This is a genomic window from Paraburkholderia gardini (assembly GCF_907164545.1).
In the GTDB taxonomy this organism is placed as follows: Bacteria; Pseudomonadota; Gammaproteobacteria; order Burkholderiales; family Burkholderiaceae; genus Paraburkholderia; species Paraburkholderia gardini.
In genome coordinates, this window is sequence record NZ_CAJQZB010000004.1 from 24,687 (window position 1) to 50,350 (window position 25,664).

The 25,664-nt window shown below is 64.1% G+C and carries 23 protein-coding genes; 13 read left to right on the top strand and 10 right to left on the bottom strand.

Going from position 1 to position 25,664, the window contains the following annotated elements; all coding sequences use genetic code 11:
• Positions 1–74: 74 nt before the first annotated feature.
• Entirely contained in the window at positions 75–2,033 is a 1,959-nt protein-coding gene (locus LPA37_RS04615; protein WP_267478095.1) for a PAS domain-containing hybrid sensor histidine kinase/response regulator, read from the top strand.
• Positions 2,034–2,184: 151 nt separating this feature from the next.
• On the opposite strand, the gene LPA37_RS04620 is transcribed toward LPA37_RS04615, so the two are convergent.
• The 3 genes from LPA37_RS04620 to hmpA form a co-directional block, all read right to left on the bottom strand.
• Positions 2,185–3,147, bottom strand: coding sequence for a LysR family transcriptional regulator (locus LPA37_RS04620; protein WP_229011801.1), 963 nt, complete (start codon positions 3,145–3,147; stop codon positions 2,185–2,187).
• A gap of 66 nt (positions 3,148–3,213) precedes the next feature.
• A complete protein-coding gene (locus LPA37_RS04625; protein ID WP_228982136.1) occupies positions 3,214–3,600 on the bottom strand; it encodes a hemerythrin domain-containing protein in 387 nt (128 codons plus the stop codon).
• Positions 3,601–3,629: 29 nt separating this feature from the next.
• Positions 3,630–4,811, bottom strand: coding sequence for an NO-inducible flavohemoprotein (gene hmpA / locus LPA37_RS04630; protein WP_228982137.1), 1,182 nt, complete (start codon positions 4,809–4,811; stop codon positions 3,630–3,632).
• A 138-nt stretch (positions 4,812–4,949) separates the two neighbouring features.
• Here hmpA and norR point away from each other — a divergent pair, with 138 nt between their 5' ends.
• Positions 4,950–6,539 (top strand): nitric oxide reductase transcriptional regulator NorR, encoded by a 1,590-nt coding sequence (gene norR, locus LPA37_RS04635; protein WP_228982139.1) that lies wholly within the window; start codon positions 4,950–4,952, stop codon positions 6,537–6,539.
• A gap of 57 nt (positions 6,540–6,596) precedes the next feature.
• Here norR and LPA37_RS04640 read toward each other — a convergent pair whose 3' ends face one another.
• Positions 6,597–7,034, bottom strand: coding sequence for a carboxymuconolactone decarboxylase family protein (locus LPA37_RS04640; RefSeq protein ID WP_228982140.1), 438 nt, complete (start codon positions 7,032–7,034; stop codon positions 6,597–6,599).
• Positions 7,035–7,656: 622 nt separating this feature from the next.
• Here LPA37_RS04640 and LPA37_RS04645 point away from each other — a divergent pair.
• The 6 genes from LPA37_RS04645 (at position 7,657) to LPA37_RS04670 (ending at position 12,790) form a co-directional block, all read left to right on the top strand.
• The gene (locus tag LPA37_RS04645; protein ID WP_228982260.1) at positions 7,657–8,268 is read left to right on the top strand and encodes a c-type cytochrome; all 612 of its coding nucleotides are present in this window, start codon (positions 7,657–7,659) and stop codon (positions 8,266–8,268) included.
• An 88-nt stretch (positions 8,269–8,356) separates the two neighbouring features.
• Complete coding sequence (locus LPA37_RS04650) at positions 8,357–9,571, top strand: c-type cytochrome (RefSeq protein ID WP_228982262.1); 1,215 nt, start codon at positions 8,357–8,359, stop codon at positions 9,569–9,571.
• 38 nt (positions 9,572–9,609) lie between these two features.
• A complete protein-coding gene (locus LPA37_RS04655; protein ID WP_228982143.1) occupies positions 9,610–9,786 on the top strand; it encodes a hypothetical protein in 177 nt (58 codons plus the stop codon).
• Positions 9,787–9,802: 16 nt separating this feature from the next.
• On the top strand, positions 9,803–10,366 hold the full coding sequence (locus LPA37_RS04660; RefSeq protein WP_407672483.1) for a cupredoxin domain-containing protein: 564 nt from the start codon (positions 9,803–9,805) through the stop codon (positions 10,364–10,366).
• Entirely contained in the window at positions 10,356–11,981 is a 1,626-nt protein-coding gene (locus LPA37_RS04665) for a b(o/a)3-type cytochrome-c oxidase subunit 1 (RefSeq protein WP_229011804.1), read from the top strand. The genes LPA37_RS04660 and LPA37_RS04665 overlap by 11 nt, the downstream gene beginning before the upstream one ends.
• Positions 11,978–12,790, top strand: a complete 813-nt coding sequence (locus LPA37_RS04670; protein ID WP_228982149.1) for a c-type cytochrome — start codon at positions 11,978–11,980, stop codon at positions 12,788–12,790. The genes LPA37_RS04665 and LPA37_RS04670 overlap by 4 nt, the downstream gene beginning before the upstream one ends.
• Positions 12,791–12,915: 125 nt before the next feature.
• Here LPA37_RS04670 and LPA37_RS04675 read toward each other — a convergent pair whose 3' ends face one another.
• Positions 12,916–15,372: a mechanosensitive ion channel family protein gene (locus LPA37_RS04675; RefSeq protein WP_229011805.1), complete on the bottom strand. Its 2,457-nt coding sequence runs from the start codon at positions 15,370–15,372 to the stop codon at positions 12,916–12,918.
• Between the two features lie 124 nt (positions 15,373–15,496).
• Positions 15,497–16,366, bottom strand: a complete 870-nt coding sequence (locus LPA37_RS04680; protein WP_228982152.1) for a LysR substrate-binding domain-containing protein — start codon at positions 16,364–16,366, stop codon at positions 15,497–15,499.
• A 105-nt stretch (positions 16,367–16,471) separates the two neighbouring features.
• Between LPA37_RS04680 and LPA37_RS04685 the strand changes: the two genes are divergently transcribed.
• Both LPA37_RS04685 and LPA37_RS04690 read left to right on the top strand, forming a co-directional pair.
• On the top strand, positions 16,472–17,074 hold the full coding sequence (locus tag LPA37_RS04685; RefSeq protein ID WP_229011807.1) for a LysE family translocator: 603 nt from the start codon (positions 16,472–16,474) through the stop codon (positions 17,072–17,074).
• On the top strand, positions 17,071–17,457 hold the full coding sequence (locus LPA37_RS04690) for a cupin domain-containing protein (RefSeq protein ID WP_228982156.1): 387 nt from the start codon (positions 17,071–17,073) through the stop codon (positions 17,455–17,457). Before LPA37_RS04685 ends, LPA37_RS04690 begins: the two co-directional genes overlap by 4 nt.
• A 182-nt stretch (positions 17,458–17,639) precedes the next feature.
• Here the strand turns inward: LPA37_RS04690 and LPA37_RS04695 are convergent, their stop codons facing one another.
• The 4 genes from LPA37_RS04695 to LPA37_RS04710 form a co-directional block, all read right to left on the bottom strand.
• A complete protein-coding gene (locus LPA37_RS04695) occupies positions 17,640–18,998 on the bottom strand; it encodes an LLM class flavin-dependent oxidoreductase (protein ID WP_229011808.1) in 1,359 nt (452 codons plus the stop codon).
• A 117-nt stretch (positions 18,999–19,115) separates the two neighbouring features.
• Positions 19,116–19,925 carry a class I SAM-dependent methyltransferase gene (locus tag LPA37_RS04700; RefSeq protein ID WP_229011810.1) on the bottom strand — a complete coding sequence of 270 codons (810 nt, stop codon included), beginning with the start codon at positions 19,923–19,925 and terminating at the stop codon, positions 19,116–19,118.
• Between the two features lie 157 nt (positions 19,926–20,082).
• A complete protein-coding gene (locus tag LPA37_RS04705; protein ID WP_229011812.1) occupies positions 20,083–20,424 on the bottom strand; it encodes an NIPSNAP family protein in 342 nt (113 codons plus the stop codon).
• Between the two features lie 252 nt (positions 20,425–20,676).
• A complete protein-coding gene (locus LPA37_RS04710) occupies positions 20,677–22,314 on the bottom strand; it encodes an MFS transporter (RefSeq protein WP_228982166.1) in 1,638 nt (545 codons plus the stop codon).
• 115 nt (positions 22,315–22,429) lie between these two features.
• Between LPA37_RS04710 and LPA37_RS04715 the strand changes: the two genes are divergently transcribed.
• The 3 genes from LPA37_RS04715 to LPA37_RS04725 all read left to right on the top strand — a co-directional run bounded on the left by LPA37_RS04715 (position 22,430) and on the right by LPA37_RS04725 (position 25,629).
• Positions 22,430–23,365: a LysR family transcriptional regulator gene (locus tag LPA37_RS04715; protein ID WP_229011813.1), complete on the top strand. Its 936-nt coding sequence runs from the start codon at positions 22,430–22,432 to the stop codon at positions 23,363–23,365.
• 120 nt (positions 23,366–23,485) lie between these two features.
• Positions 23,486–24,679: a CaiB/BaiF CoA transferase family protein gene (locus tag LPA37_RS04720; protein ID WP_229011815.1), complete on the top strand. Its 1,194-nt coding sequence runs from the start codon at positions 23,486–23,488 to the stop codon at positions 24,677–24,679.
• Positions 24,676–25,629: a hydroxymethylglutaryl-CoA lyase gene (locus tag LPA37_RS04725; protein WP_228982170.1), complete on the top strand. Its 954-nt coding sequence runs from the start codon at positions 24,676–24,678 to the stop codon at positions 25,627–25,629. The genes LPA37_RS04720 and LPA37_RS04725 overlap by 4 nt, the downstream gene beginning before the upstream one ends.
• The last annotated feature ends 35 nt before the right edge of the window (positions 25,630–25,664 follow it).

Below are 25,664 nucleotides of genomic sequence, written 5' to 3' on the forward strand. Positions count from 1 at the left end.
ACCCCAGCGCGGGGCGCTATCCGCCGCGTGAGGTATATCCCTTGCCGCGTCAATAAACATACACCTCACGCGCCATGATTTCGTCCAATACGCGGCTCCCTCCCGAAACCATCGCATCCGGCGAGCCGCCAGGCGCCTCCGCTATCGGGCCGTCCGTCCAGGAAGCGAGCTTCCGCGCACTGGTGCAAGGCATCGAGGACTACGCGATGTTCCTGCTTGACCCGACGGGCCATGTCATTACCTGGAACACCGGCGCCGAGCGCATCAAGGGCTACCGGGCAGACGAGATCATCGGCATACATTTTTCGCGTTTTTACACAGAAGAAGCTGTCGCCCGCGGCTGGCCGGACCATGAACTGGTTCAGGCCACGCTTCATGGCCGGTTCGAGGACGCAGGCTGGCGCGTGCGCAAGGACGGCACGCAATTCTGGGCAAACGTCGTGATTACGGCACTGCGCGACGCTCAAGGCCGCTTGAGCGGCTTCGCGAAGATCACCCGCGACCTCACCATCCAGCGCGCCCAGATGGAGGCGCTGCATCAGAGCGAGGAGCGGTTCCGGCTGCTCGTCGAAAACGTCAAGGACCATGCGATCTTCATGCTTGACCCGACCGGGTGCGTGATCAGCTGGAATACGGGTGCGCGCAACCTCAAGGGCTACACCCACGACGAGATCATCGGCCAGCACTTCTCCGTGTTCTATCCGGCAGAAGACATCGCAAACGGCAAGCCCGAGCGTGAACTCGTGACCGCGAAACTGACCGGCCACGTCGAGGACGAAGGCTGGCGAGTGCGCAAGGACGGCACGATGTTCTGGGCCAACGTCACGATCACGGCGGTCTACGACGAATCGAATTTGCTGCACGGCTTCGCCAAGGTGACGCGCGATATGACCGAGCGGCGTCATCGCGAGGAACTCGAACTGTCCAGCGAGCGCATGCAGCGCTTTCTCGCGATCCTCGCGCACGAACTGCGCAATCCGCTCGCACCGCTGCGCAATGCGGTCGGCGTGATGCGGCTCGAAACCGGCTTGAGCCCTTCGCTGGAACATACGCGCGACGTGATCGACCGGCAGGTGACGCACGTCACTCGCCTTGTCGACGATCTGCTGGACGTGGGCCGCATCACATCGGGCAAGATCGAAATCCGGCTTGAGGACGTCGAGCTGGGCGAGATCATGGCGCGCGCGGTCGAGGTGTCGAAACCCTTTACAGAGTCGCGCAACCAGCGGGTCGAGATCGTGACGCCGGATGAACCGGTGCATGTCACCGCCGACCCGACACGTCTCGTGCAGGTATTGCAAAACCTGCTGCACAACGCCTCGAAATTTTCGCCGGAAGCGAGCACGATCACGATCAGCGCGCGGGCAGTGGGCGGTCATGCGTTGCTGGAAGTCCGCGATTCAGGCTGCGGGATCGGCACGGACCTGCTCGAAGCGGTTTTCGATCTGTTCGTGCAGGAGCAGCAGTGGCCGTTGCCGTTGCAAGGTGGCCTCGGCATCGGACTCACGCTGTGCCGCTCGCTGGTCGAACTGCATGGCGGAACGATCACCGCGTCGAGCGAGGGCACGGGCAAGGGCACGACGCTGAGCGTCCGCTTGCCGCTGCGAACTGTGCAGGCGTTCGCCGCCGCGCCCGATTCCGCGGACGCGCAGGCGCCCGCCGCCGCGCCGCTGCGCGTGCTGATCGTCGACGACAACCGCGATTCCGCAGACAGCCTCGGCATGCTGTTCGAACTGATGGGCCATGACGTGCGCATCGCGTATGACGGACCCCATGCGCTCGAAATCGCGCGCGACTTCACGGCCCAGGCCGCGCTGATCGATCTGGCGATGCCGAAAATGGATGGCTACGCAGTGCTGGCAGCGCTGCGCGTACTGCCGGGATTCGGCAACACGCTGTACGCGGCGATGACGGGCTTCGGCCACGCGCGCGATTTCGCGCAGACCCGCAGCGCAGGTTTCGAGGCACATCTGGTGAAACCCGTCGAACTAAAGAAGTTCGAGGCGCTGCTGCTGCGCGCGCAGAACCGGTAAGCGCGGCCGCGCCGCGCGCGGGCTCCTGCAAGGATGAATCCGGGTGCGGCGCGCACGCCGCGCATGACTGGAATCGCTCCATGAAACAGGCAAAAAAGCGCCGGCTCCAGAATGGAGGCCGGCTAACGGAGTGACACAAACGCGGCAAGGATCAGGCACGCAACGCGGTCACGGTTGCGACCCTGGAGGCTTCGGCCAGGATGGATTCCTCGCGCCGTGCAGCCCCTTCAAAATGAATCTTCAGATGATCGAGCCATGTGCGCACTTTCGCGTCGAGGAACTGACGCGACGGAAAGAGCGCATACAGTGTGAGCGGCTGCAGGCGGTAGTGCGGCAACACGCGCACGAGACGTCCGGCACCGATCGCTTCGACCGCCACATGCAGCGGCAGCGCGCCGATACCCATGCCGAGTTCGAGTGCCGAAGCGGCCGATTCGAGCGTGTTCACGCAAAACGCCGGTTTCGTCGTCACGATCACGGATGCGTCGTTTGCATCGACGAGCGCGAGATCGACGGATTCCGTGAACGCCGGCGTGAAGCTCACGAACGGATGGGCTTCGAGATCGAACGGCGTCTCGACGGTTGTATCGCGTCGTAGATAACCCGGTGCCGCGCACAGCACGCTGTACGTCTCGCGAAGATTCACGCCGATAAACGACGAGTCGCGCAACGCGGGCATCGCGACGATCGCGGTGTCAAAGCCGTCTTCGAGCAGGTCCATGTTTTCGTCGGATAACGACAATGCAACATGAACGTGCGGATACTGCTGCTGGTATTGCCCGATCGCCGGCACCAGATAATGCCGGCCAATCGAGGGTGACGCATGAACGTGCAGCCGGCCGGCCGGCTGAAGATGCACCGCGCGCGCTTCGGCCTCGGCTTCGTCGACTGAAGCGAGGATCGCGCGGCAGCGGCCCAGATAGCGCCTGCCCGCCTGGGTCAGCGCGATCTGGCGCGTCGTGCGATGCAGCAGACGCGTTTCCAGATGCTGCTCCAGCTCGGTGATGAGCCGTGAAGCAACGCCGATACTCATCGTCAGTGAACGTGCGGCGGACGTGAAGCTCAGGTCCTCCGCGACGCGCACGAACAGTCGCATGTTCCGGTATAGATCCATGGGTTTGAGGGCCGCCAGGGAAAGCGTGCGGGAGCAAAAGTGCGCCCGCACGGTTGCTGCTTGCTACTACTCGCAATAATTCGCGAACGCGGGATAAAGACGTACTTCTTCGCGGGTCATACGCTGGCGGAGCTGGGAAATGGTGCGTCCCAGATGCCGTGCGTAATCGAGGCCGGATCCGCCGTTCGCATAGGCATCGAAGAATCCGTTCACGTCGGCGGTGATGTTTTGCATCTCCGCCGAATACGTCGCGCCGAGTTCGCGCGTCTCCTCATGTCGCTGCATGACGGGGTACAGCTGGGTATCTTCCCGTTTCAGATGCGCCTGTACGAGGGCACGGGCCTGAACCAGTTTCTTTTTGCCTTCTTCGCTGGAAATGCCCAGTTTCTGGCATTCGTCCAGCAGCTTGAAGATTGCTTCGTGATCGTGCCGCAGGGTGTCGGTGAAGGACATGTTTCTTGAACGTTGTGAGTGGACAGGGTTTAGTCGAGTACCGATGCCGGGCCGAAGAATTCGTAACGGCTCTGCGTTTCGGGCACGCCCAGTTCCTTCAGGTGTTTCTTGATCGCCTTCATGAAACTGACGGGGCCGAGGAAGTACGCATCCACGTCACGCGTTTCCGGTAGCCATTCGTTCAGGCGCTCCTGATCGAGCAGCCCGTATGCGTGTGCTTCGGCATCGCCCTGGCGTTGATGCTCGTAGCAGTAGAACGCATTCAGCTGCGGATGGCGCCCGGCGAGATCGTCGATCCAGTCGCGGAACGCATGCACGCCGCCGTGACGCGCCGCGTGAATGAAGTGCACCGGCCGGTCCGTTTCGAGCGCGGCTTCGAGCATGGCGAGCGTCGGCGTAATGCCCACGCCGCCGCTGATCAGCACAAGCGGCTTCTCGTTGTGTTCGAGCCGGAAATCGCCGGAGGGCGCGAACAGTTCGATCGTGTCGCCTTCGTGGACACTGTCGTGCAGATAGTTCGACACGCGGCCGCCCGGCTCGCGCTTCACGCTGATACGGTATTCGTCCGTGCCCGCTGCAGCGGACAGCGAATAGTTGCGGCGCAGTTCCTCGCCGTCGATGAACACCTGCATGCCGATGTACTGACCCGGATGAAACTCGAGCAGCTCGCCGCCGTCGGCCGGGCGGAAATGGAACGACGTGATTTCGTCGCTTTCCTGCACCTTGCGCGCGATGCGGAACGTGCGCGCACCACGCCAGCCGCCACGCGCGTTTTCTTTTTCGGCGTAAATGTTTTCTTCGAGACCGATTAGCAGATCGGCCAGTTGCTGATAGGCTGCTCCCCATGCCTCGATCACAGCGTCGGTTGCGATCTCAGGTCCGAGCACTTCGCGAATCGCGCGCAGCAGGCAGCCGCCAACGATCGGATAATGCTCAGGCAGGATCTGCAGCGCGACATGCTTGTTGATGATCGTGGCGACGAGGCCGCCAAGCTGCTCCAGTTCGTCGATGTGGCGCGCATACATCAGCACGCCGTTCGCCAGCGCGCGGGGCTGCGCGCCGCTTGCCTGGTGAGCCTGGTTGAAGAGCGGGCGCACCGAGGGGTTCTCGTCCAGCAGCGTGTTGTAGAAGTGCGTGATCAGCGCTTCGCCGCCGCTTTCGAGAAGCGGGACGGTTGCCTTGACGATGGCGCGGTGTTCGGTTGAAAGCATCTGCGGATTCCTTTTCATGGCAGTTGGAAGAGGGGAATCGCCTTCAAGGCGGGTTCCTCGTTCGAGGTTTTATATACACGTTTCATGCCAGCTAAAAATTCCTTTAGAATCAGATGCCTTTGAATTGGTGTGGTTGATATGACACGAGTCGAAAAGACTACTGATGTAGTCACTCTGACTGTTCATGCAGTATTGGATGCGCTGATTCCACTCGTCGAGGACCTGTCGCGCGAGCTGCCTCCCGCCGAGCGTTTCCGGCGTCTGCTCGACACCTTGCGCACGCTCTTTCCCGGCGACGCCGCCGCGCTGTTGCGGCTCGAAGGCGACACGCTGGTGCCGCTCGCGATCAACGGTTTGAGCAGCGACACGCTGGGCCGGCGTTTTCGCGTGAGCGACCATCCGCGCTTTGCGCAACTGCTTTCGCAGCGCGAGCCCACCCGCTTTGCCGCCGATTCCGGTCTGCCCGATCCGTACGACGGTCTGGTGCAGGCCATCGAAGGCCATCTGGAAGTACACGACTGCCTCGGTTGCCCGCTGTATATCGACGGACGGCTTTGGGGCCTGCTGACGCTCGACGCGCTCGATCCTTCCCAGTTCGACGCACTCGATCTGCCTTCGCTGCAGGCGTTCCTGAGTCTCGCGGCGGCGACGGTCAGCGTGGTCGATCGCATCGATACGCTCGCGCGCAGCTCGGAGGAAGAGCGGGCGCGTGCCGAGGCATACCGGCTGGCGAGCAGCGCGACGCGTCGCGAGATGATCGGCAGCAGCGCGCAGCATAAGCGCCTGATGGACGAGATCGCCGTGGTCGCCAACAGCGACCTGACGGTGCTGGTGACGGGCGAGACGGGCGTCGGCAAGGAACTCGTCGCGAACGCCATTCACGGGCTGTCGCCGCGGGCCGGCAAGCCGATGATCAGCCTGAACTGCGCGGCGTTGCCCGACACGCTTGTCGAAAGCGAACTGTTCGGCCATGTGCGCGGTGCGTTTTCGGGGGCGTCGGCGGACCGTCGCGGCAAATTCGAACTCGCGGACGGAGGCACGCTCTTTCTCGACGAAGTGGGCGAACTGCCGCTCGGCGTGCAGGCGAAGCTGCTGCGCGTACTGCAGAACGGGCAGATCCAGCGCATCGGGTCGGACAACGAACACAAGGTCGACGTGCGGCTGATCGCCGCGACCAACCGCGATCTTGCCGAGGAAGTGCGCGAAGGCCGCTTTCGCGCGGATTTCTATCATCGTTTGAGCGTGTATCCGTTATGGGCGCCGCCGCTGCGCGAACGCGGGCGCGACGTACTGCTGATCGCCGGTTTCTTTCTCGAAGAGAACCGTTCGCGGCTCGGGCTCTTGAGTCTGCGGCTTTCGAACGAGGCGCAGGCGGCGCTGCTCGCGTACACGTGGCCGGGCAACGTGCGCGAACTGGAGCATCTGATCGGGCGCAGCGCGCTGAAGGCGCTCGCGCGCCACGGACACCGTCCGCGCATTCTCACGCTGACGCAGGACGATCTGGCGCTGTCCGACGCGCGGCGCGCGCTGGCTTCGGCGGCGGGCGCCGCGAACGGCGATGCCGTGGACGCGCCGGCAGACTTCCGCTCGGCCATCGAAGGCTACGAGCGCACGCTCATCAGCGAGGCGCTCGCGCGCAACGATCGCAACTGGGCGTCGGCGGCGCGTGAGCTTGGCATGGATCGCGCGAACCTGAACCGGCTCGCAAAACGTCTCGGATTGAAGTGAAGGGCGTGCGTGGCAGCACCGCTTCGCCGATGACGGCGGGCATCTGCCCGCGCTGCTTCAGGCCGGCATTTTGCGGAATGCGATTGCAAAGCGGTTCCACGTATTGATCGCATTGACGAGCAGCGTCAGGTCGACGATTTCCTCGTCGCTGAAGTGCGGGCGAACCGCTTCCCAGACGGCGTCCGGCACATGATCGTGCGACACGAGCGTGAGCGCTTCGGTCCATTCGAGCGCGGCACGTTCGCGGTCCGTGAAGAACGGCGTTTCGCGCCACACGACGACCGTCGCGAGGCGGCGTTCGGTTTCGCCGCCCTTGCGTGCGTCGGTGACGTGCATGTCGACGCAGAAGGCGCAGCCGTTGATCTGGGACGCGCGCAGCCGGACCAGCTCGGCAAGCGATTTTTCGAGACCCGATTTGCCGATGCGTTCTTCGAGCGCGAGGACGGCCTTGATGGCATTCGGGTTGGCGGAGTAGAAGTCGAGACGTGAAGTCATGGCAGTTTCCCTGATCGGTTGAGGTGCGCGAAGCAGCGCGGCAGGACCAAGATTAGGCGATGAGGTGGTTCCTGAAAATGACCAGTTTTTAATTTTTTCAGGTAACCAGTTCACCAGGGCATCGCGGCATGTAAAGACGCGGGAAAGACGTCAGTGGTCATGCCGATGCAATAGTTAAAGCCCATACCATATTCAATGGAAAGCGGCTTGCAGGCGACCATGACTGTTGTTTTTTGCCTTACCACTTTTCCCCGTCTCAAAAAAGATACGAAGATTGTTCTTGCTCAAACCGATATGTATTTGAATACGCACGCCTGAAAGCGGTATGGTAATTTCCGCTTCAGTTTTCTATAACTCGTATAGCCGTACAGCAGCCTTAGAATGCGCCGGACCTTGATGATCGCCACGGGCGACACATCTTCCGGAGAAAAAAATTTGCGCATGACGGTATTAAAAGCCTCGCCGGGTTGCCGGCTGCCGTTTGCGCGACAGACCAATGCATCAGCAACCTGAGAGGGTCGAGGTGGTAAAACGGCGGACACTCATTGCGATCGCGCTTCTTGCGTGTTCGAGCCTGACGGCATTCGCCGCGGACCCGGCTTCTGATCAGGCGCCCGACACGATGCATGCCCGGGTGCTCGCCTGCGCGGCCTGTCACGGCCAGCGCGGCGAGGGCACCGATAACGACTACTTCCCGCGTCTGTCCGGCAAGCCCGCCGGGTATCTGTACAACCAGCTGCTCGCGTTCCGTGATGGCCGGCGCAAATATCCGCCGATGAACTATCTGCTCGCGTATCTCCCCGACCCGTACCTGCACAAGATCGCCGATTACTTCGCGGCTGAACGTCCGCCGTTCCCGCCGCCTTCCACGCCCACGGTCGACGCGGCAACGCTCGCGCTTGGGCAGACGCTCGTCACGCATGGAGATGCATCGCGTCAGATTCCTGCCTGCGTGGCGTGCCATGGCGGCGCGCTGACCGGCATGGAGCCGGCCATTCCGGGTCTGCTCGGGCTGCACGCGGATTACCTGAGCGCGCAGCTTGGCGCATGGCGTTACGGCACGCGTGGTACGGCCGCGCCCGATTGCATGAAGGTCGTCGCAACACACCTGAACGAGCGGGACATCACCGCCGTGGCCGCGTGGCTCGCGTCGCAGAAAGCGCCGGCCGATCCGTCTCCGGTCGCCGCCGGTTCGCTCAAGATGCCGCTCGCCTGCGGCAGCGTCCCTCACTAACCGGAGAACTGAATTGCACGCTCTCCGATACGTCAGAACGCTCAAGACTTTCACCCGCCGCGCGGCATGCGCCGTCGCGCTGTCCTCTCTGGCCGTGACGGGTGCGCATGCGCAGACCGCCGCCTCGAAAGACAACGCCAGTGTCGTGGCGCGCGGCGAATATCTCGCTCGCGCGAGCGATTGCATCGCGTGCCACACGATGCCGGCCGGCAAGCTGTTCGCCGGCACGCGCCCGATGGATACGCCGTTCGGCACGCTCTACACGCCGAACATCACGCCCGACAGGGAAACCGGCATCGGCTCATGGAGCGCCGACGATTTCTACCGGATGCTGCACGAAGGCAAGTCGAAGGACGGCACGATCCTCTATCCCGCGATGCCCTACGCGTCGTACACGCGCATGACGCGTGAGGATTCGGACGCGATGTATGCATATCTGATGTCCGTGCCTGCCGTCCATCAGCCGAACCGTCCGCACACGCTGCGTTTTCCGTTCAACAAGCGCGAACTGCTGCTGGGCTGGCGCACGCTGTATTTCCGTCAGGGCGAATACAAGGCCGATCCCACGCAGTCCGTCGAATGGAACCGGGGCGCGTATCTCGTCGAAGGTCCGGGACACTGCGCGATGTGCCACACGGCGATCAATGCGCTCGGCGGCAGCTCGGCATCGAAGGCATTCGAAGGCGGCCTGATTCCGATGCAGAACTGGTATGCGCCGTCGCTCACGTCGAACCGGGAAGCGGGTCTCGGCGACTGGAGCATCGAGGAGATTTCCGATCTGCTGCAGACGGGCGTCTCGAAGCGCGGTGCGGTGTACGGTCCGATGGCCGAAGTCGTTTACGACAGCCTGCAATACATGTCGGACGAAGATATCCGCGCGATGGCTGTCTATCTGAAGAGCCTGCCGGCACGTAGCGGCCAGCGCGCGAGCCCGCCGACGGCGGCCGTCACCGAGGAAAAGAACCGCCTGTATCCGCTCGGCAAGAAGATCTACGACGCGCAGTGCGCGGTCTGTCACGGTATCGACGGCAAGGGCAAGGTGCCGCATTTCCCGCCGCTGGCGCAAAACCAGTCGATTTTGATGACCTCGGCGGTGAACCCGGTTCGCATGGTGCTCAACGGCGGCTATCCGCCGGGCACGACGAAGAATCCGTCGCCGTATGGCATGCCGCCGTTCGCGCATACGCTTTCGGATGAAGAGGTGGCGGCTGTCGTCACGTATATCCGCACCGCGTGGGGCAATCACGGTACGCCGGTCAGCGGCAGGGAAGCGAACGAGTTGCGCACCGCGCCGCTTTATTGAGCGCACCGTCACAGCATTTTGAGCATATCGAGGAAAGCATGAGCGATTCCCCTTCCGGCCACGCGCATAGCGCGGAAGATGAAGCCGTGGACGAAATCGTCAGCCGCGGCCCAGGCGGCGCGATTGCACTCGCGGGCATTGCCACGGCCATCGTCATCGGCCTGTGGTTTGCGTTCTATTTCATCGTGTTCCTGCCTCGCGGCGTGATCCAGTGAGGCACCTTGCATGGCAATGACTCCCGCTCCTCATCATTCGTCATCGGAACAGGTCGCCGCGCGCGTCGAGCGGCGCTGGGCGATGCTCGTGGTCGGCATCGTCACGGTGCTGGTCGCGGTGATGGTCTATACCGGCCTGCACTGGGCGATGATGCCGCCTTCGCGCGTCGAGATAGTCGATCCGCTTTCGCTGCACGTATCTGGCGAATTCATCGAGAGCAATCTCGGTACCGCGAGCGAAAGCGACGGCTCGGTCACGGTGCGCCTCGTCGCGCAGCAGTATTCGTTCACGCCGCAATGTCTCGTGGTGCCGGCAAACACGCCCGTCACGTTCCGCGCCACCAGCGCGGACGTCATACACGGCCTCCTGATCACCCATACCAACATCAACTCGATGCTCGAACCCGGCTACGTCTCGACCTTCAGGACGACATTCGATCAACCTGGCGACCATCTGATGCCGTGTCATGAATACTGCGGCGTCGGCCACCAGGGCATGTGGGCGCACGTCAAGGTCGTGGACAAGGCAACGTTCGCGCAGATGGCGGCCGGTTCGCGGAGGGTCAGCTGTGTTCAATAGCAAACGGCTCGTTCTCGCGCATTTCTGGCTGGCGTTCGCCGCGTTCGGGCTCGCGCTCCTGCTGGGCGCGTGGCAGATGTATGTGCGCAGCCCGCTGCATCCGTGGCTGCAGAATCCAGAGCATTACTACCGTTCGGTGACGGCCCACGGCTCGGCCATGGGTTATGTATTCCCAACGCTGATCGCGATGGGCTTCGGCTATGCCGTCTCCGAACTCGCGCTCAAGCGTCCGCTCATCGGCCTGCGCTGGGCGTGGGCCGGTTTCTGGCTGGTGCTGGCCGGCACCGTCACGGCGATGGTGCCGGTCGCGATGGGCCTCGCTTCGGTGCTGTACACGTTCTATCCGCCGATGATCGGCAACGCGTTCTACTACATCGGCATCGTGCTCGTGGTGGTCGGCTCGTGGATCTGGGTCGCGCTGATGGGCATCAACATGCGCGCGTGGAAACGCGGGAACCCGGGCAAGCCGGTGCCGCTCGCGATGTTCGCCACCGTGGCCGGCGCGTACCTGTGGGGCTGGACCGCGGTGGGTGCCGCGCTCGAACTGCTGTTCCAGATCCTGCCGGTCGCACTCGGCTTCAAGCACACGATCGACGCGGGTCTCGCGCGCGTGTTTTTCTCGTGGACGCTGCACGCGATCGTCTACTTCTGGCTGATGCCGGCCTATATCGCGTACTACACGATCATCCCGCGCGCGATCGGCGGGCGGCTCTACAGCGACTCGATGGCGCGCATCTCGTTCATCCTGTTCCTCGTGGTGTCGATGCCGATCGGCATTCACCATCTGTTCGCCGATCCGGAAGTCGGCTCGGGCTTCAAGTTCCTGCACTCGGTGTTTACGGCGCTCGTAGCCGTGCCGACGCTGCTCACGGTCTTCACGATCAGCGCATCGGTCGAGATCGCGGCGCGGCTGCGCGGCGGCAAGGGCGCACTCGGCTGGCTGAAGGCGCTGCCGTGGGAGAACCCGATGATGCTCGCGGTGGCGTTCTCGTTCGTGATGCTCGGCTTCGGCGGGGCGGGCGGCATCATCAACATGAGCTACCAGATGGATTCGACGATCCACAACACGCAGTGGGTCACCGGCCACTTCCACCTGATTTTCGCGGGTGCGATCGTCATCATGTATTTCGTGATCGCCTACGATCTGTGGCCGCAACTCACGGGCCGCGCGGTGACGAGTCTCAAGTTGATGCGCCTGCAACTGTGGCTGTGGTTCATCGGCATGATCGTGCTGACGTTCCCGTGGCATTACGTCGGTATTCTCGGCATGCCGCGCCGCATGGCGTTCTACGATTACACGAATCCGGAAATCGCCGCGCAGGCGATCTGGGTGACGATGTCGGCGATTGGCGGATTCATTCTCGTGATCTCGGCGATCCTGTTCTTCACGATTCTGTACCGGACGCAGCGCGGTCCCCGCGTCACGCCGCCGGAATACCGCTTCAGCACCGCGGTGCATGAGCCGGTGAAACTGCCGGTTGCCCTGAACAGCTTTAGTCTGTGGGTCACGTTGATGGTCGTACTGACCGTGACCAACTACGGCTACCCGATCGGGCAGTTACTGTCGCAGCCGCAGACATCCGTGCCGGCCGTGCCGGTTGGAGGACAGCGATGAACGACACAGGAAACGAGCGCCTGTTCTCGCTGGCCAATCCGTGGTTCAGGACGAGCGTCGGCGCGATGGTTGTTCTTATCGTGTCCGGAGTGCTGATCGGGTTCGTGTGGCTGCCGTCCGCGCAGAAAGACGCGCAGTTCCAGGGTATCTGGAACGCGATCTGCAGCGCGGCGGGTGTGCCGCAGAAATGGCTCGCGGGCGGTGAGCCCGTCGAGTCGAAAGTACGGACCAGTACTGCCGAAATCACCCCGCAACTGCTCGCGCATTCGAGTGCGTCTTCGATTGGCCGCGGTGCGACGCTCGCGATGCGCTGCACGATGTGTCACGGCGAGCGCGGCATGAGCGAAGCCAACTCGCCGAATCTCGCCGGGCAATATGCTGTTGTGATCTACAAGCAGTTGCTCGATTTTCAGTCGGGTGCGCGGACCAGTGCGGTGATGTCGCCGATGGCCGGCAATCTGGGCGATCAGGAAATGCGCGATCTGGCGGCGTACTACGCTTCGCTGCCGCGCCCCGTGCTCGCGGGCACGAAGCCGAATCCGCCGATGCCGGAGATCGTCGCGAACGGCTCGCCGATGCGTAACATCGTGTCGTGCACGGCGTGTCATGGCGATGTCGACAACAAGGCGGGAGCCCCGTGGCTCGAAGGCATGCCGGCTGCGTATGTGAAGGCGCAGTTGCAGGCGTTTGCATCGGGTGCGCGTCACAACGACATCAGCGAGCAGATGCGCAACGTCGCGCGCCAGATGACACCGGCAGAAATGGACGCGGCTGCGACGTACTACGCCGGGGCAAGCCCGGTGCATTGAGTTGAAGCATCGTCGCGCGTGAAGTGGACGGGAGGCACACGACACGAACGCGCGACGATCGCGCCCGTGCCTGCGGGGTCGCCAGTCGGCACGACCCGTTCGATTCCCGGTTTCATTACGCGTCTTTATTGCCGCTGGCGGTTTTCGCGCCCTGCGCGCCCTTTGCTTCCTGAGTATTTCCCGCCGTTTTTTGCGTCCCCGGCATCGGGCTCGCGTGCCGTCGTGCCGTCCATCTGCACGAGCAGATTGCGGTTCGGATTCGCGATCTGGATGTCGCGCGCCTGGAACGTCGCGGCGATGCGCCGGTTGAATTCGCGCTGCACCGACCAGCGCGCCGTATCACGACACTGCATCTGGCCGGCCAGCGTGATAGCCGCGCCGTCGACCGCATCGACGCCCCAGAAGCTGAAGTCGGACAGGATGCCGCCCTTGAACGCATCGTCGTTGCGCAACGTAGTGCCGATCTCCTTGAGCGTTTCGATCGCGCGATCGACGTCCTGTCCGTACGCGATACTGACCCGCACCGCCGCGTTGCCGAGCCCGCGATTCGTGTTGTTGACGGTCGACACCGAACTGAACGGCACGGTATACAGCGAACCGTCGCCGCCGCGCAAACGCACCGTGCGGATCGACAGATATTCGACCGTGCCGGACACGCCCGCGAGCGTGACCCAGTCACCCACCTGCATCGCGTTTTCCATCAGCAGGAAAATACCGGTGATGAAATCCTGCACGAGCTTTTGCGAGCCGAAGCCGAGCGCCACGCCGAAGATGCTCGCACTCGCCAGCAGCGGCGCCGTGTTGACGCCAAGCTCGCTTAGCCCGGTCAGCACGACGACGAGCGCGATCACGACGAAGAGCGCCGAGCGCAGCATCGGCAGCAACGTGCGCAGACGCGCGGCGCGAATGAGATCGCCGCTGGTCTTCCACTGGTCGAGCCGCCGTTCGATCGCCACGTTCACCCATTCCCACACGACGAGCGCGACAAACGCCGCAATCGAGATCGTCACGACGGCGGAGGCGAGGCGATGGCCGACCGTGCCGTGCGAGAAAAACTGCGCGACGTTGAAACCCCACACCTGCAGCAGCACCAGCGCGGTGACCACGATCAGCAACGTCGACACCGTGCGCCGTGCGAGCGGGTAATAGCGTGAAGCGTGCTGTTGCGCGATCGACGCCTGCGTGTCCTCGTCGATATTGAACGCGCGCCCGAGCGCGCCGATGATCATGATCGATACGACGCGGGCAGCCACCAGCACGGCGAGCGAGATCACGCCGAGATGCAGCAACGCCTGATAGCCGTTATGCACGTCGAGCGCCCAGACGAACCACAGCGCCATCACGGCGAACACCGCAACGTAGGCCCAGCCGTCGGCGATCCAGTCGCCGACGATTTCCATCGACGGCATGTGGGCGACGCGCGCGCGAATCCGTGCGGCGACCGGCTGGCGGCATTGCAGGATCAGGATCGACACCATCACGTGCGCGATCAGCGCGACGAATTTCATCAACGCGAGGTGCGCGTCTTCGTTCATGCCGAGTTGCGACGCGGTTTCAGCAAGACCCGCGCCGACGCCGACCACGCTGGCAATCGCGATCACCCACCGGTGCACGAGCGCGGCCCACCGGTTGCCCATGCGCCACAGGCGCAGCGTGGGCGCGTCGGGCTGCAGGAAAAAACCGCTGATGATCACCGCGCCGCGGCTCGATACGTAGAGATCGATCAGCGCGTCGAGCACGCGACCGTCGGGGGTGTTGTCGTCGGTGAGGGTCGACATCAGCACGGTCGCGACAATCATGAAGACGACGACCGGTAGCGCCTTGAACAGCGTGTGGAGCAGGGCGCCCGGCAGGCGGCGCAGCAACGACCAGTGATGCGCCGCGCTGCGCTTTCGCTGGCTTGCGTCGGCGGCTGCGGATGTGTCCGGCAGCTGTGCGACGGATGGCATGAGCGCGGCGTCCTGCGGTTCGTGGTCCGGTCCATCCTGTTGCGCCGCGCTGGCGCGTTTTGCGTGACGCGCGATGACCACCTCGCGCGGGCGGCGCAGCAGGCGGTGCGCCAGCCATTCGAATGCGAGCGCGGGCAGCAGCGCACTGAGCAACGTCAGCACGACGCGGCCGAGCAGCGCGCGACCGTCCGGGTTCACGAGCGCGTTATGCCACCATGCGCGCACCGACGCCACATCGAGCAAAGCCGCCACCGAATGGCGCAGCGAAGCGCCGCCATGCGCGAGCCAGTGCGCGCCCTGGCGGGCGAGTTGCGAAGCGAGGCCGTTGCGCTCGAACGCCGTGGGTATGTGTGCTGTGGCAGCCCCGGAAGCCGGCGCTGATGGCGATGCAGGCGCCGATGCGGGTATCGCGCTCAGTGCGCCGGCGGCGGCCACGGCGCGCAGCGTGTCTTCGATCTGGCTGCGTTGCTTCGGATCGTTCAGCACGTCGAGCGCCTGACGGGCTTCTTCGGGTGTGAGCCGCAGCGGCGCGGCGCTGCTCGCGCCCGCAGCCGCCGCGGCGGAGGGTGCCGACGCAGCGAGCGCGGAGAGCGCGAACATGAACAGAAGACAGGCGAGAAGGATTTTGCGCATAGGGGTCCGGTGGACAGTAAAGACGGCAGCAGTCACGGCAGCAGTTTACGGGCCAGTACACCGCCCCTTCAAACCGACAGCGACGCGCGTCCACAAGTTCCGCGTCGGGCCGGTCGATGTCTGCTCACGCGGCTTCGCGCTGCCGCATCAGTTCGGCTCGCAGGAAGCGCGCGAATTCGAGTGCGGCCGCATCGCCGCCGTGTGCCGGCAAATGAAGGTTGATCGCGAAGTTGGGCAGCGGGGGCAAGGCGGCGTCGGCGCCGAGAATCTCGAGATCGGCGGGCACCGTCGATGCGAGCCACGCGGTAATCGCCAGATCGGTGCGAACGGTGGCGGTCGTCGCTTCGATGTTGCCGTTCTCGAACACGGTTCGCCATTCGACGCCCTGACCGCGCAACGCGTCGAGTACGACGGGACGAAACGCGCAGGTATCGGTGACCATCGAAACGGGCAGCGGCCGCTTCGTACGCGCGACGCCGCCGCGCGCACCCACCCACACGAGCGGCTCGACCCGCAGACACTCGCCGCTCGCCACGCCCACGGGCGCTTCGACGATCGCGAGATCGACGACGCCATCGGCGAGCGCATCCACGAGTTCGGGCGACGAACCGCATACAAGCGATATCTCGACCTGCGGCCAGGCTTCAGTGTAGGCCTTGAACACGGGGGCCAGTGTGCTGCCGACCAGGTCGTACGGCACGCCAAGCCGCACGCGGCCCTGCGGCGCGCTCGCGGTCATCTCGCGCCAGATTTCGTCGTTCATGCCGAGTAGCCGCCGTGCCTTGCCCAACATGCGTTCGCCAGCAGGCGTCAGGCGCAGGCCCCGGCGTTCGCGTTCGAAGAGTGGTACGCCGAGTGCTTCCTCGAGACGGCGGATCTGCTGGCTCACCGCGCCCTGCGTCAGATGCAGGCTGTTTGCGGCGACCGTCATGCTGGCGCTGTCCGCCGCCGCGACGAAGGTGCGTACGAGCGTGATATCGAGGTTTCGGGTCATCAGACATTATATTTGCTAATGCCGCGCATCTGTAAACATGCCTTCACTAATGCAGATGATGGCCCTACAGTCTGGCTCATTCCGATCCATACTGCTTGCATCGCCATGATCCTTGCCGGTTCCGTTGCGCCCTTGCTGCTCTTCGCGGCTGTTGCCACCGTCACGCCGGGCGGCGCCACGACGCTCGCTACCGCGTCGGGCGCGCAGTTCGGTTTTCGCCGCTCGATTCCGTTGATGACGGGTATCGCGTTCGGGCTTGCATCGCTCGCTTCGGTGGCTGCGGCGGGGCTGGCCAGCCTGCTGCTGGCCGCGCCCGCGCTCGAACTCGCCATGAAGCTTGCCGGCAGTGCGTATCTGCTGTGGCTCGCGGCGAAGATCGGACGTAGCGGGCCACCCGGGCTCGACATGCAGCTCGCCTCGCCGACGAGTTTCACCGGCGGCGCATGTCTGCTGTGGCTCAACCCGAAAGGCTGGGCGATGACGCTCGGCGCGGCGGCTTCGTTTTCCGTGCTGGCAGCGGGACCGCTGCGGCTCGCCGCGCTGCTTGGCACGGCGTTCGGTATCGCGGCGCTGGTTTCGCTTTCGTTATGGTGTGCCGCCGGCATGGTGCTCGCGCGGCTACTGAAAACGCCGTGGCAGTGGCGCGTGCTCAACGTTGCGTTGGGTATGCTGCTGGCCGCTTCGATAGTTCCAATGTGGAGAGAATGATGCGTGCGTTTGCTGAAACGGTCGACCTTGCAACGGCCTTCGATGCGGTCCATGAACACTGGTCGCCGAACGTCGTCGCGCAGGTCAACGACCAGTACGTGAAGGTCGCAAAGGTGCAGGGCGAGTTCGCGTGGCACAGCCATGCGGAAGAGGACGAACTTTTTTACGTCGTGCGCGGCAACCTCGACATCGAGTATGAAAACGGCCGCACGGTGAGCCTGGCTCCAGGATCGCTGCACGTCGTGCCGCGCGGTGTGCTGCACAAACCGGTGGCCGAAGAGGAGTGCTGGATCGTGCTCATCGAAACGGTGAGTACGAAACACACAGGCGATGTCGAAACGCCGTTCACGAAGACACTCGCCCAGCAGCTCGGCGAGACGTGATCCGCCTTGAAGTTCGCGCTACCTCTCGACGAACCAGCGCATCAATGCAGTGACCGCCATCGCAAGGCTCACGATCACGACGGCGCTGAACGCGATCCCGAACAGATGCGCGGTCAGTGCCGCGCGTTCGTCGAGGCGGTGATGCGCTTCCTGAAGCGCACGCTTCGCGCAGCACCTGTCGCTCAGCCCGCGGCCTCCTGACGCTGCTGTTGCACGTGCCGGTTTTGCGGACGCGGCAGGCCCAGATTTTCACGCAACGTATGCCCTTCGTATTCGGTACGAAAGAGGCCACGCCGCTGCAGTTCCGGCACCACGAGTTCGGCGAAATCAGACAGCCCGCCCGGCAGCCACGGCGACATGATGTTGAAGCCGTCCGCGCCTTCTTCCTCGAACCATTGCTGCAACTGGTCCGCGATACTTTCGGGCGTGCCGACGACCTGCTGGTGTCCGCGCGCGCCCGCGATGCGCAGATACAGGTCGCGGATCGTCAGGTTCTCGCGACGTGCAAGGTCGAACAGGAGGCGTTGCCGGCTTTTGCCGCCGTTGGTTTCCGGCAACTCCGGCAACGGGCCATCGACTGGATATGACGACAGGTCCACTTCCCCCGACATGGTCGACAGCAGCGAAAGACCGACGCTCGGATGGATGAGGTCCTGCAGCGCGTCGAATTTGCGGCGTGCTTCTTCCTGCGTGCGGCCGACGACGGGAAAGATGCCCGGCATGATCTTCAGGTGGTCGGCGTGCCGGCCGTATTTCGGCAGCCGGCCCTTGATGTCGCGATAGAACGTCTGCGCTTCTTCGAGCGTCTGATGGGCGACGAAGATCACCTCCGCCGTTTGCGCCGCGAGTTCCCGGCCCGCGTCCGACGCGCCCGCCTGCACGACGACCGGCCAGCCCTGCGGTGAACGCGCGACGTTCAGCGGTCCGCGTACCTGGAAATGCTTGCCGCGATGATTCAGCACGTGCAGTTTTTCCGGATCGAAATAGACGCCGCTTTCCTTGTCGCGCAGGAACGCGTCGTCTTCCCAGCTATCCCAGAGGCCCGCGACGACGTCGTAGAACTCGCGCGCGCGTTCATAGCGCAGCGCGTGGTCGGGATGCTTTTCGAAGCTGAAGTTGAGCGCTTCCGATTCGGTGCTCGACGTGACGAGATTCCAGCCGGATCGTCCGCCGCTCAGATGATCGAGCGACGCGAACTTGCGCGCAAGGTTGTACGGCTCGTTGAAGGTCGTCGAGACGGTCGCGATCAGGCCGATGTTTTGTGTGACCACCGACAGCGCGGAGAGCAGTGTCAATGGTTCAAAATGATCGGCGCGCGCGGTGCGGGAGAGCGAAGCGAGGTTCGTATCGCGTACGCTGACGCTGTCGGCGAAGAAGATCGTATCGAACTTCGCCCGTTCGGCTATTTTCGCTACTTCCGCGTAGTGCGCGAAATCGAGTCCGCCACCGGCGTGTGCGTCCGGGTGCCGCCACGCCGCGATGTGATGGCCTGTTTCCATCAGGAACGCGCCGAGTTTGATCTGCCGTTTGTTATTGCTCATCGTGTGCCTTGTATTGTTCGTTAGCGTGACGGGCGCAGCGCCGCTGACGAGCTTGCCGCATCGAGGTTGCGCGCGAAACAGAAGGAGTCGTCCGGTAATTGCGCGGACATTCCATGGTTACTGCGCGGCCGGCTTGCGTCCGGTTGCGAACGTCATGCGTCGCTTCAACGCGATCCCGCGCGGTCCGCGTTTCGCTTCGAGCGCATCGCCCAGCAGTTGCCGCACGCGCGCGCCTTCGGCTTCGTCAAGCGCGGAGAGGAAGTTGCCGAACGAACTGGCGCGGCTGAACGCGATCACCTCGTCGACGGTGTCGAACGCGTCGTCGAACTCGCGGATTTCGTTGTGCGTCACGTTAAAGCCGGCCGCGGCCAGCAGCAATGCGGCGCGCTCCTGCGTGAGCTGATGGGGCGCGCCGACACGCGCGGCCTGCCAGCGCGGCTCGCGGGCCAGCAACGCGCGCAGTACCCGATGCAGATCGTGAGGCGCTTCCTGCGACATCGTCGTGAAGCCGGCGCGGCCGCCCGGCTTCAAGACGCGAAACGCGTGCTGAAGCGCGGCCAGTTGGTCGGGCACCCAGTGAATGACGCTGTTGAAGTAGACGACGTCATAGTGCGCATCCGGCACGTCGTGCAGCGCTTCGGCACGGCCGACGCGTGCATCGAAGCGCCCCTGTGCGCGTTTTCGCGCGAGTTCGACGCGCAGCGCGAGCGGATCGATGCCCAGCACTTCGCCGTCCGGGCCAGTGCGTTCCGCCACGGCCTCTGTCAGCAGACCGGTGCCGCAACCGATGTCGAGCACCTTCTCGCCGCTTTGCACCGCGAGCACGTCGATCAGTTCGAGACCATGATGAAACTGGCGTGTACCGAGCCGGTCGTATTGTTCGGCGAGCGTGACCGAATCGAGTTCAAGGCTGAGCGGAGTCGACATAGCGGTTCCATGTGGTGACGATTGCACATGGTAGAGGCCACCCCGGCGCAACTGAAACGAGAAATCCTGCTATCGATCTGACGTCGAAGCGCATGCGTCGCTATAGCATCGAATACGCGTGAATCACGCCGAAGGGGCGATTGAACGCGTTCTATCATTACAAGGTAACGTGCTGCGGTGGAATGCAGAACGTGCCGTCCACGACTTCGGCGAACGTGCGTTCTTCACGCAGGATAAAGCGCTTCGTTTGCGCCATGCGAAAGTTGGCGACGGATTCCGGATCGGTCTTCAGGCGCGCTCGATACGTTTCGTAAGCGGCGAGGCTTGCGAAGGCGATCAATCCCCACGCGATGTCGCTGGTTCCTTCATGCGGCAGAAAATAGCCGACGAGATGACCGCCGCAACGCGGAATGATGCGTCCCCATCCCTCGGCGTATTCCTTGAAGGCATCGCGCTGGAACGGGTCGATCTGATAGCGGATGAAGCAGGTGAGTGTCATGCGATGCGCTCCTGTGGGAACGTCCGGACGATGTCCGGTGCGTGTTCACAGTATGCGCAGCGCAGGGGCTGCGACGTTTCAGGCTGGACCGAAACGTGGTTGCCGGGCGCGGCTTTCGCCGGATATGGTGTCATGTCGAAATCGGGAAAGCCGGGGACCGGACGCGCCATCTGTTGTTCGAACGCGACGCCGCGCGGTAACCCAGGCCGCTCCAGCGAAGTTGCAATCACCACGCCGGAAATCGCGCGGCGATCACATGTCCGCATCGGGGCGCCTGGGGCGCGTGCGGATCATGACCGCCGAGCAGGCCGCCCCCGCGAACGCGCAGAGCGCCGACACCAGCGCGACGGCGCGTAACGCGTCGTCGATGGCGTCGTCCTGCGCGTCGGCGAGCGCCGTGTGCGGGGGAATGCGAACCAGGTTCGCGGCCGCGGACGCGTCGGATTCCGGCTCGAGCAGCTGTTCGTTTCGATGGATGCCGGCGGGAATATTCAGCGCCTTGAGGTGGACCCCGAGCGCGGCGTCGTGCGACCACACGAACACGATGCCGAGCACCGCGATGGCGAGCAGTCCGGCCACGCGTGCCACCGCGTTATTGATGCCGGAAGCGACACCCGTACGCCCGCTCGATACCGCGCTCATCACCGTGGTCGTCAACGGCGCGACGGTGACGGTCATGCCCAGTCCGATCACGACCATCGCCGGAAAGAAGCCGCTCCAGTAGCTGCCGTGTACGAACGTCAGGCCGAGCATCGCGAAGCCCAGTCCCGCGATGACGGGGCCGGCCGTGAGCAGCACGCGCGGACCGAAGCGATCGGTCAATCCGCCGGTGAGGCGCGACAGCACACCGATGATGACCGGCACCGGCAGGATCGCCGCGCCGGCTTCGGTGGCGGTGAAATCGTGCGCGCGGATCAGCGTGAACGGCAAAAAGAAGAAGATGCCGCTCAAGCCGAAATACAGCAGCAACGTAACGACGTTCGCGCCCGCGAAATCGCGCGAGTGGAACACGTCGAGCGGCATCATCGGATTGCGGCTCTTCATTTCGATTGCAACGAACGCGATCAGCAGAACAATGCCGGCGCTCACCGAGCCCAGCACGGACGCGCTCGACAACCCGCGCGACGACGCCACGGTCAGGCCCCACGTCAGCGCGGCGAGACCGGCTGCGACGGTGATCGCGCCGGCCCAGTCGAGTTCGCGCGGAGCATCGGACTTGTGGCTATTGGGTACGGCGACGATTGCCAGCGTCATCGTGAGACAGGCAAGCGGCACGTTGAGAAAGAAGATCGCGCGCCACGAAAACACATCGACGAGCCAGCCGCCCGCAACCGGTCCCACTGCCGACGTGATCGCGCCGACGCCCGCCCACGTGCCGATCGCGCGGCCGCGTTCGTGGTCGTCGAACACCGCGCCGATGATCGCGAGACTGCTGGGGACGAGCAGCGCCGCGCCGATGCCCTGCACGGCGCGTGCGGCGATCAGCGTGCCAGACCCGGGGGCAATCCCGCAGGCAATCGAGGCCAGCGTGAAAAGCCCGATGCCCGCGATGAAAACGGTGCGCCGGCCGAGCCGGTCGCCCATCGAACCGCCCACCAGCACGAGCGAGCCGAGAAACAGCAGATACGCGTTGACGACCCATTGAATGGCCGCGACGCTCGCGCCGAATTCGCTCTGGATCGACGGCAACGCGACGTTGACGACCGAGCCGTCGATAAACGCCATGCTTGAGCCGAGTATCGTCGCGGCGAGCGCGAGACGTTTGCGCCGGCATGGACGGTCGGCAACGGAAGGCTGCGCGCGGATGACGAGTTCATCGCACGGGCTCGCCTGCGCGGCGACGACATGCACGGCCCTCGCGGGCTCGCTGGAACGCTTATGGACAGCCAAATCGACTCCTGTGCGGTCGGTCGAAGTTCCAGCATAGCAATGCGAACCCGCGAGCGACAGACGATCGTCGCCGATTCAGGTCAAAATGCGGTTTTCCGCGTTACGACCGCTGGTCATGGCCCTGACAAATCTCCTGAGAAAGCTCGATCTCACGTCGCTGCAACTGTTCCTGGCCGTGTATGAGGAGCGCACGCTCACGCGCGCGGCCGAACGCGAAGCGATTGCGGTGTCGGCCGCGAGCAAGCGTCTGCTCGAACTCGAACATGCGGTGGGTTCCGCCCTCTTCGTGAGAAAGGCGCGCGGCATGGAACTGACCGCAGCCGGTGAGACGTTGCTGCATCACGCACGGCGCGTGCTGCGCGATATCGAGAACATCGGCCTGGAACTCGCCGAGCACGCGAGCGGGGTGATCGGCTATGTGCGGATGATGGCGAACCTCTCGGCGATCGTCGAATTCCTGCCGGAAGATCTGCGCGCGTTTCTCGCTGGCAACGAGCGCGTGCGCATCGAACTCGAGGAGCGCCCGAGCGGCGGTGTGATCAGCGGCGTGGCCGACAGCCTCGTCGATCTCGGCATCTGCTCGGGCGACGCCGATGCGCGTGGCCTGCACGTCACGCACTATCGACACGACCGGCTCGTGATCGTGATGCGCGACGATCATCCGCTCGCCACGCGCGAAAGCGTGGTGTTCGCCGATACGCTCGACAGCGACCACGTCGGCCTGCATGCCGCGAGTTCGATCAACATGCGCACGCATCTCGCCGCGCGCCAGGCAGGCAAGCCGTTGCGGCTGCGCATTCACGTGCCCGGTTTCGATGCCGTATGCCGGATGGTGCAGGCGGGCATGGGTGTCGGCGTGCTGCCGCTGCACGTGTACAACGCGATCGGCCGCTCGCTCGGGCTCACCGCCGTGACGCTCGATGAACCGTGGGCCGCGCGCAGCCTGCTGATCGTCGTGCGCGATCCCGACGCGCTGTCGCCCGTGAGCCGCCTGCTGTTCGATCATCTGGGCACCGTCGAAGCCCGCATGGGCGTGGCGCCCGGCACCTGAGCCGCGCTGCTTGCGAGCGTTCGCGTTTGGCGAACGCTCGTTGCCGGATTGCGGTTGGACGCCGCATCCACGTCGCCCATAAGCTGTCTCCCATACGAAACATGGTCGGGAGACAGCATCATGAGTGGTCCCTTGAAGGGTATTCGGGTCATCGAAATCGGCACCCTGATCGCCGCGCCGTTCGCCGCCAGGATGCTGGCCGAATTCGGTGCGGAAGTCATCAAGATCGAAGCGCCGGACGGCGGCGATCCGCTGCGCAAATGGCGCAAGCTGCACGAAGGCACGTCGCTGTGGTGGTATCTGCAGTCGCGCAACAAGAAATCGATCTGCGTGAACCTGAAGTCCACGGAAGGCGTCTCGGTCGTCAAACGTCTCGCGGCCGATGCCGATATCGTCATCGAAAACCTGCGCCCCGGCGCGCTCGAACGGCTCGGTCTCGGCTGGGACGTGCTGCACGGCATCAACCCCAAACTCACGATGGTGCGCATCTCCGGATACGGTCAGTCCGGCCCGTATCGCGACCGTCCGGGATTTGGTGCGATCGGCGAGGCAATGGGCGGCATCCGCTACACGACAGGCGACGTGGACGGCGCGCCGGCACGCGTCGGCGTGAGTCTGGGCGATTCGCTCGCTTCGCTGCACGGCGTGATCGGCGCGCTGATGTCGGTGTTGCGTGTGAAGACGGGGCAGGGCGACGGCCAGGTTGTCGATGTGTCGCTGGTGGAGAGCGTGTTCAACCTGATGGAAAGCCTCGTGCCCGAATACGATCTGCTCGGACACGTGCGCGAACGCAGCGGCGGCGCGCTGCCGGGCATCGCGCCATCGAACACGTATCGCAGCGAAGATGGCGGCTACGTCGTGATCGCGGGCAACAGCGATCCGATTTTCCGGCGCCTGATGCAATTGATCGGGCGCGACGATCTCGCCGATGACCCGGCGCTTGCGCACAACGACGGCCGTGTCGCGCAAAGCACGATGCTCGACGCGGCGATCGCCGCGTGGACCTCGCATCATTCGACCAGCGACATTCTGGCCGCGCTCGAACGGGCCCAGGTGCCGGCCGGGCGCATTTATTCGATTGCCGACATCGTCGCCGATCCGCATTACGCGGCGCGCGAGATGCTGCTGCAGGTGAGCCTGCCGGACGGCACGCCGGTCAGGATGCCGGGCATCGTGCCGAAGCTCTCTGACACACCGGGCGCGGTGCGCTGGCAAGGCCCGGCGCTGGGCGAACACACCGGCCCGGTGCTGGCGGACCTCGGCTTTAGCGCGCTTGAAATCGAGCAGTTGCGCAGCGCGGGAGCAGTGCAATGAACGCCGCGCTCAACCTGTTGCACGACGCGCTGATCGTGCAGGAAGTCGCACCGCGCGACGGGCTGCAAATCGAGCCGACGTGGGTCGAAACTGGCGACAAGGTCGCGTTGATCGACCAGCTCTCAAGCGCCGGATTTTCGCGTATCGAGGCCGGCTCGTTTGTCTCGCCGAAAGCGATCCCGGCACTACGTGACGGCGACGCGGTGTTTCATTGCATCGAGCGGCATCGCGATGTGATCTACGTTGCGCTGGTTCCGAACGTGAAGGGCGCGGAGCGCGCGGTCGCCGCACGCGCCGACGAACTGAATCTCGTGATGTCCGCGAGCCAGACGCACAACCGCGCGAACATGCGCATGAGCTGCGAGCAGTCGCTCGCGGGCTTCGGCGATATCGTGAACCTCGTCAGGGGTTCGCATGTGTCGCTGAACGGCACGGTGGCGACGGCGTTCGGTTGTCCGTTCGAAGGTGCGATCGACGAAGACCGTGTGATGGCGGCCGTCGACACGTATCTCGAACTCGGCCTGCAGGGCGTGACGCTCGCGGACACCACCGGCATGGCGAATCCGCGTCAGGTGACGCGCATCGTCACGCGCGTGCTCGAACGCATCGGCCCTGACGCGCTGACACTGCACTTTCACAACACGCGCGGCCTGGGTCTTGCGAACGTGCTGGCCGCGTATGAAGCAGGCGCACGCCGTTTCGACGCGGCGCTTGGCGGTCTGGGCGGCTGTCCGTTTGCGCCGGGCGCGTCGGGCAACATCTGTACGGAAGATCTCGTCAACCTGTGCGACGAGATGGGAATTCCGACTGGCGTCGATCTCGTGAAGCTGCTCGAGCTGTCGCGTGCGCTGCCCGCGCTGCTCGGTCACGAGGTGCCAGGGCAACTGGCGAAAGCCGGCCGCAATTGCGACGTGCATCCCGTGCCGGACTACGTTCGCAGCATCGTTTAACGCTATTCCCACCTTTCCATTCACATTCGACCGGA

What these genes read in the sequence shown, in the direction of transcription:
- LPA37_RS04615 (WP_267478095.1), top strand. Translation starts at nt 75, where the DNA reads ATGATTTCGTCCAATACGCGGCTCCCTCCCGAAACCATCGCATCCGGC.
- LPA37_RS04620 (WP_229011801.1), bottom strand. Translation starts at nt 3,147, where the DNA reads ATGGATCTATACCGGAACATGCGACTGTTCGTGCGCGTCGCGGAGGAC.
- LPA37_RS04625 (WP_228982136.1), bottom strand. Translation starts at nt 3,600, where the DNA reads ATGTCCTTCACCGACACCCTGCGGCACGATCACGAAGCAATCTTCAAG.
- hmpA (WP_228982137.1), bottom strand. Translation starts at nt 4,811, where the DNA reads ATGCTTTCAACCGAACACCGCGCCATCGTCAAGGCAACCGTCCCGCTT.
- norR (WP_228982139.1), top strand. Translation starts at nt 4,950, where the DNA reads ATGACACGAGTCGAAAAGACTACTGATGTAGTCACTCTGACTGTTCAT.
- LPA37_RS04640 (WP_228982140.1), bottom strand. Translation starts at nt 7,034, where the DNA reads ATGACTTCACGTCTCGACTTCTACTCCGCCAACCCGAATGCCATCAAG.
- LPA37_RS04645 (WP_228982260.1), top strand. Translation starts at nt 7,657, where the DNA reads ATGCATGCCCGGGTGCTCGCCTGCGCGGCCTGTCACGGCCAGCGCGGC.
- LPA37_RS04655 (WP_228982143.1), top strand. Translation starts at nt 9,610, where the DNA reads ATGAGCGATTCCCCTTCCGGCCACGCGCATAGCGCGGAAGATGAAGCC.
- LPA37_RS04660 (WP_407672483.1), top strand. Translation starts at nt 9,803, where the DNA reads ATGACTCCCGCTCCTCATCATTCGTCATCGGAACAGGTCGCCGCGCGC.
- LPA37_RS04670 (WP_228982149.1), top strand. Translation starts at nt 11,978, where the DNA reads ATGAACGACACAGGAAACGAGCGCCTGTTCTCGCTGGCCAATCCGTGG.
- LPA37_RS04675 (WP_229011805.1), bottom strand. Translation starts at nt 15,372, where the DNA reads ATGCGCAAAATCCTTCTCGCCTGTCTTCTGTTCATGTTCGCGCTCTCC.
- LPA37_RS04680 (WP_228982152.1), bottom strand. Translation starts at nt 16,366, where the DNA reads ATGACCCGAAACCTCGATATCACGCTCGTACGCACCTTCGTCGCGGCG.
- LPA37_RS04685 (WP_229011807.1), top strand. Translation starts at nt 16,472, where the DNA reads ATGATCCTTGCCGGTTCCGTTGCGCCCTTGCTGCTCTTCGCGGCTGTT.
- LPA37_RS04690 (WP_228982156.1), top strand. Translation starts at nt 17,071, where the DNA reads ATGATGCGTGCGTTTGCTGAAACGGTCGACCTTGCAACGGCCTTCGAT.
- LPA37_RS04695 (WP_229011808.1), bottom strand. Translation starts at nt 18,998, where the DNA reads ATGAGCAATAACAAACGGCAGATCAAACTCGGCGCGTTCCTGATGGAA.
- LPA37_RS04700 (WP_229011810.1), bottom strand. Translation starts at nt 19,925, where the DNA reads ATGTCGACTCCGCTCAGCCTTGAACTCGATTCGGTCACGCTCGCCGAA.
- LPA37_RS04705 (WP_229011812.1), bottom strand. Translation starts at nt 20,424, where the DNA reads ATGACACTCACCTGCTTCATCCGCTATCAGATCGACCCGTTCCAGCGC.
- LPA37_RS04715 (WP_229011813.1), top strand. Translation starts at nt 22,430, where the DNA reads ATGGCCCTGACAAATCTCCTGAGAAAGCTCGATCTCACGTCGCTGCAA.
- LPA37_RS04720 (WP_229011815.1), top strand. Translation starts at nt 23,486, where the DNA reads ATGAGTGGTCCCTTGAAGGGTATTCGGGTCATCGAAATCGGCACCCTG.
- LPA37_RS04725 (WP_228982170.1), top strand. Translation starts at nt 24,676, where the DNA reads ATGAACGCCGCGCTCAACCTGTTGCACGACGCGCTGATCGTGCAGGAA.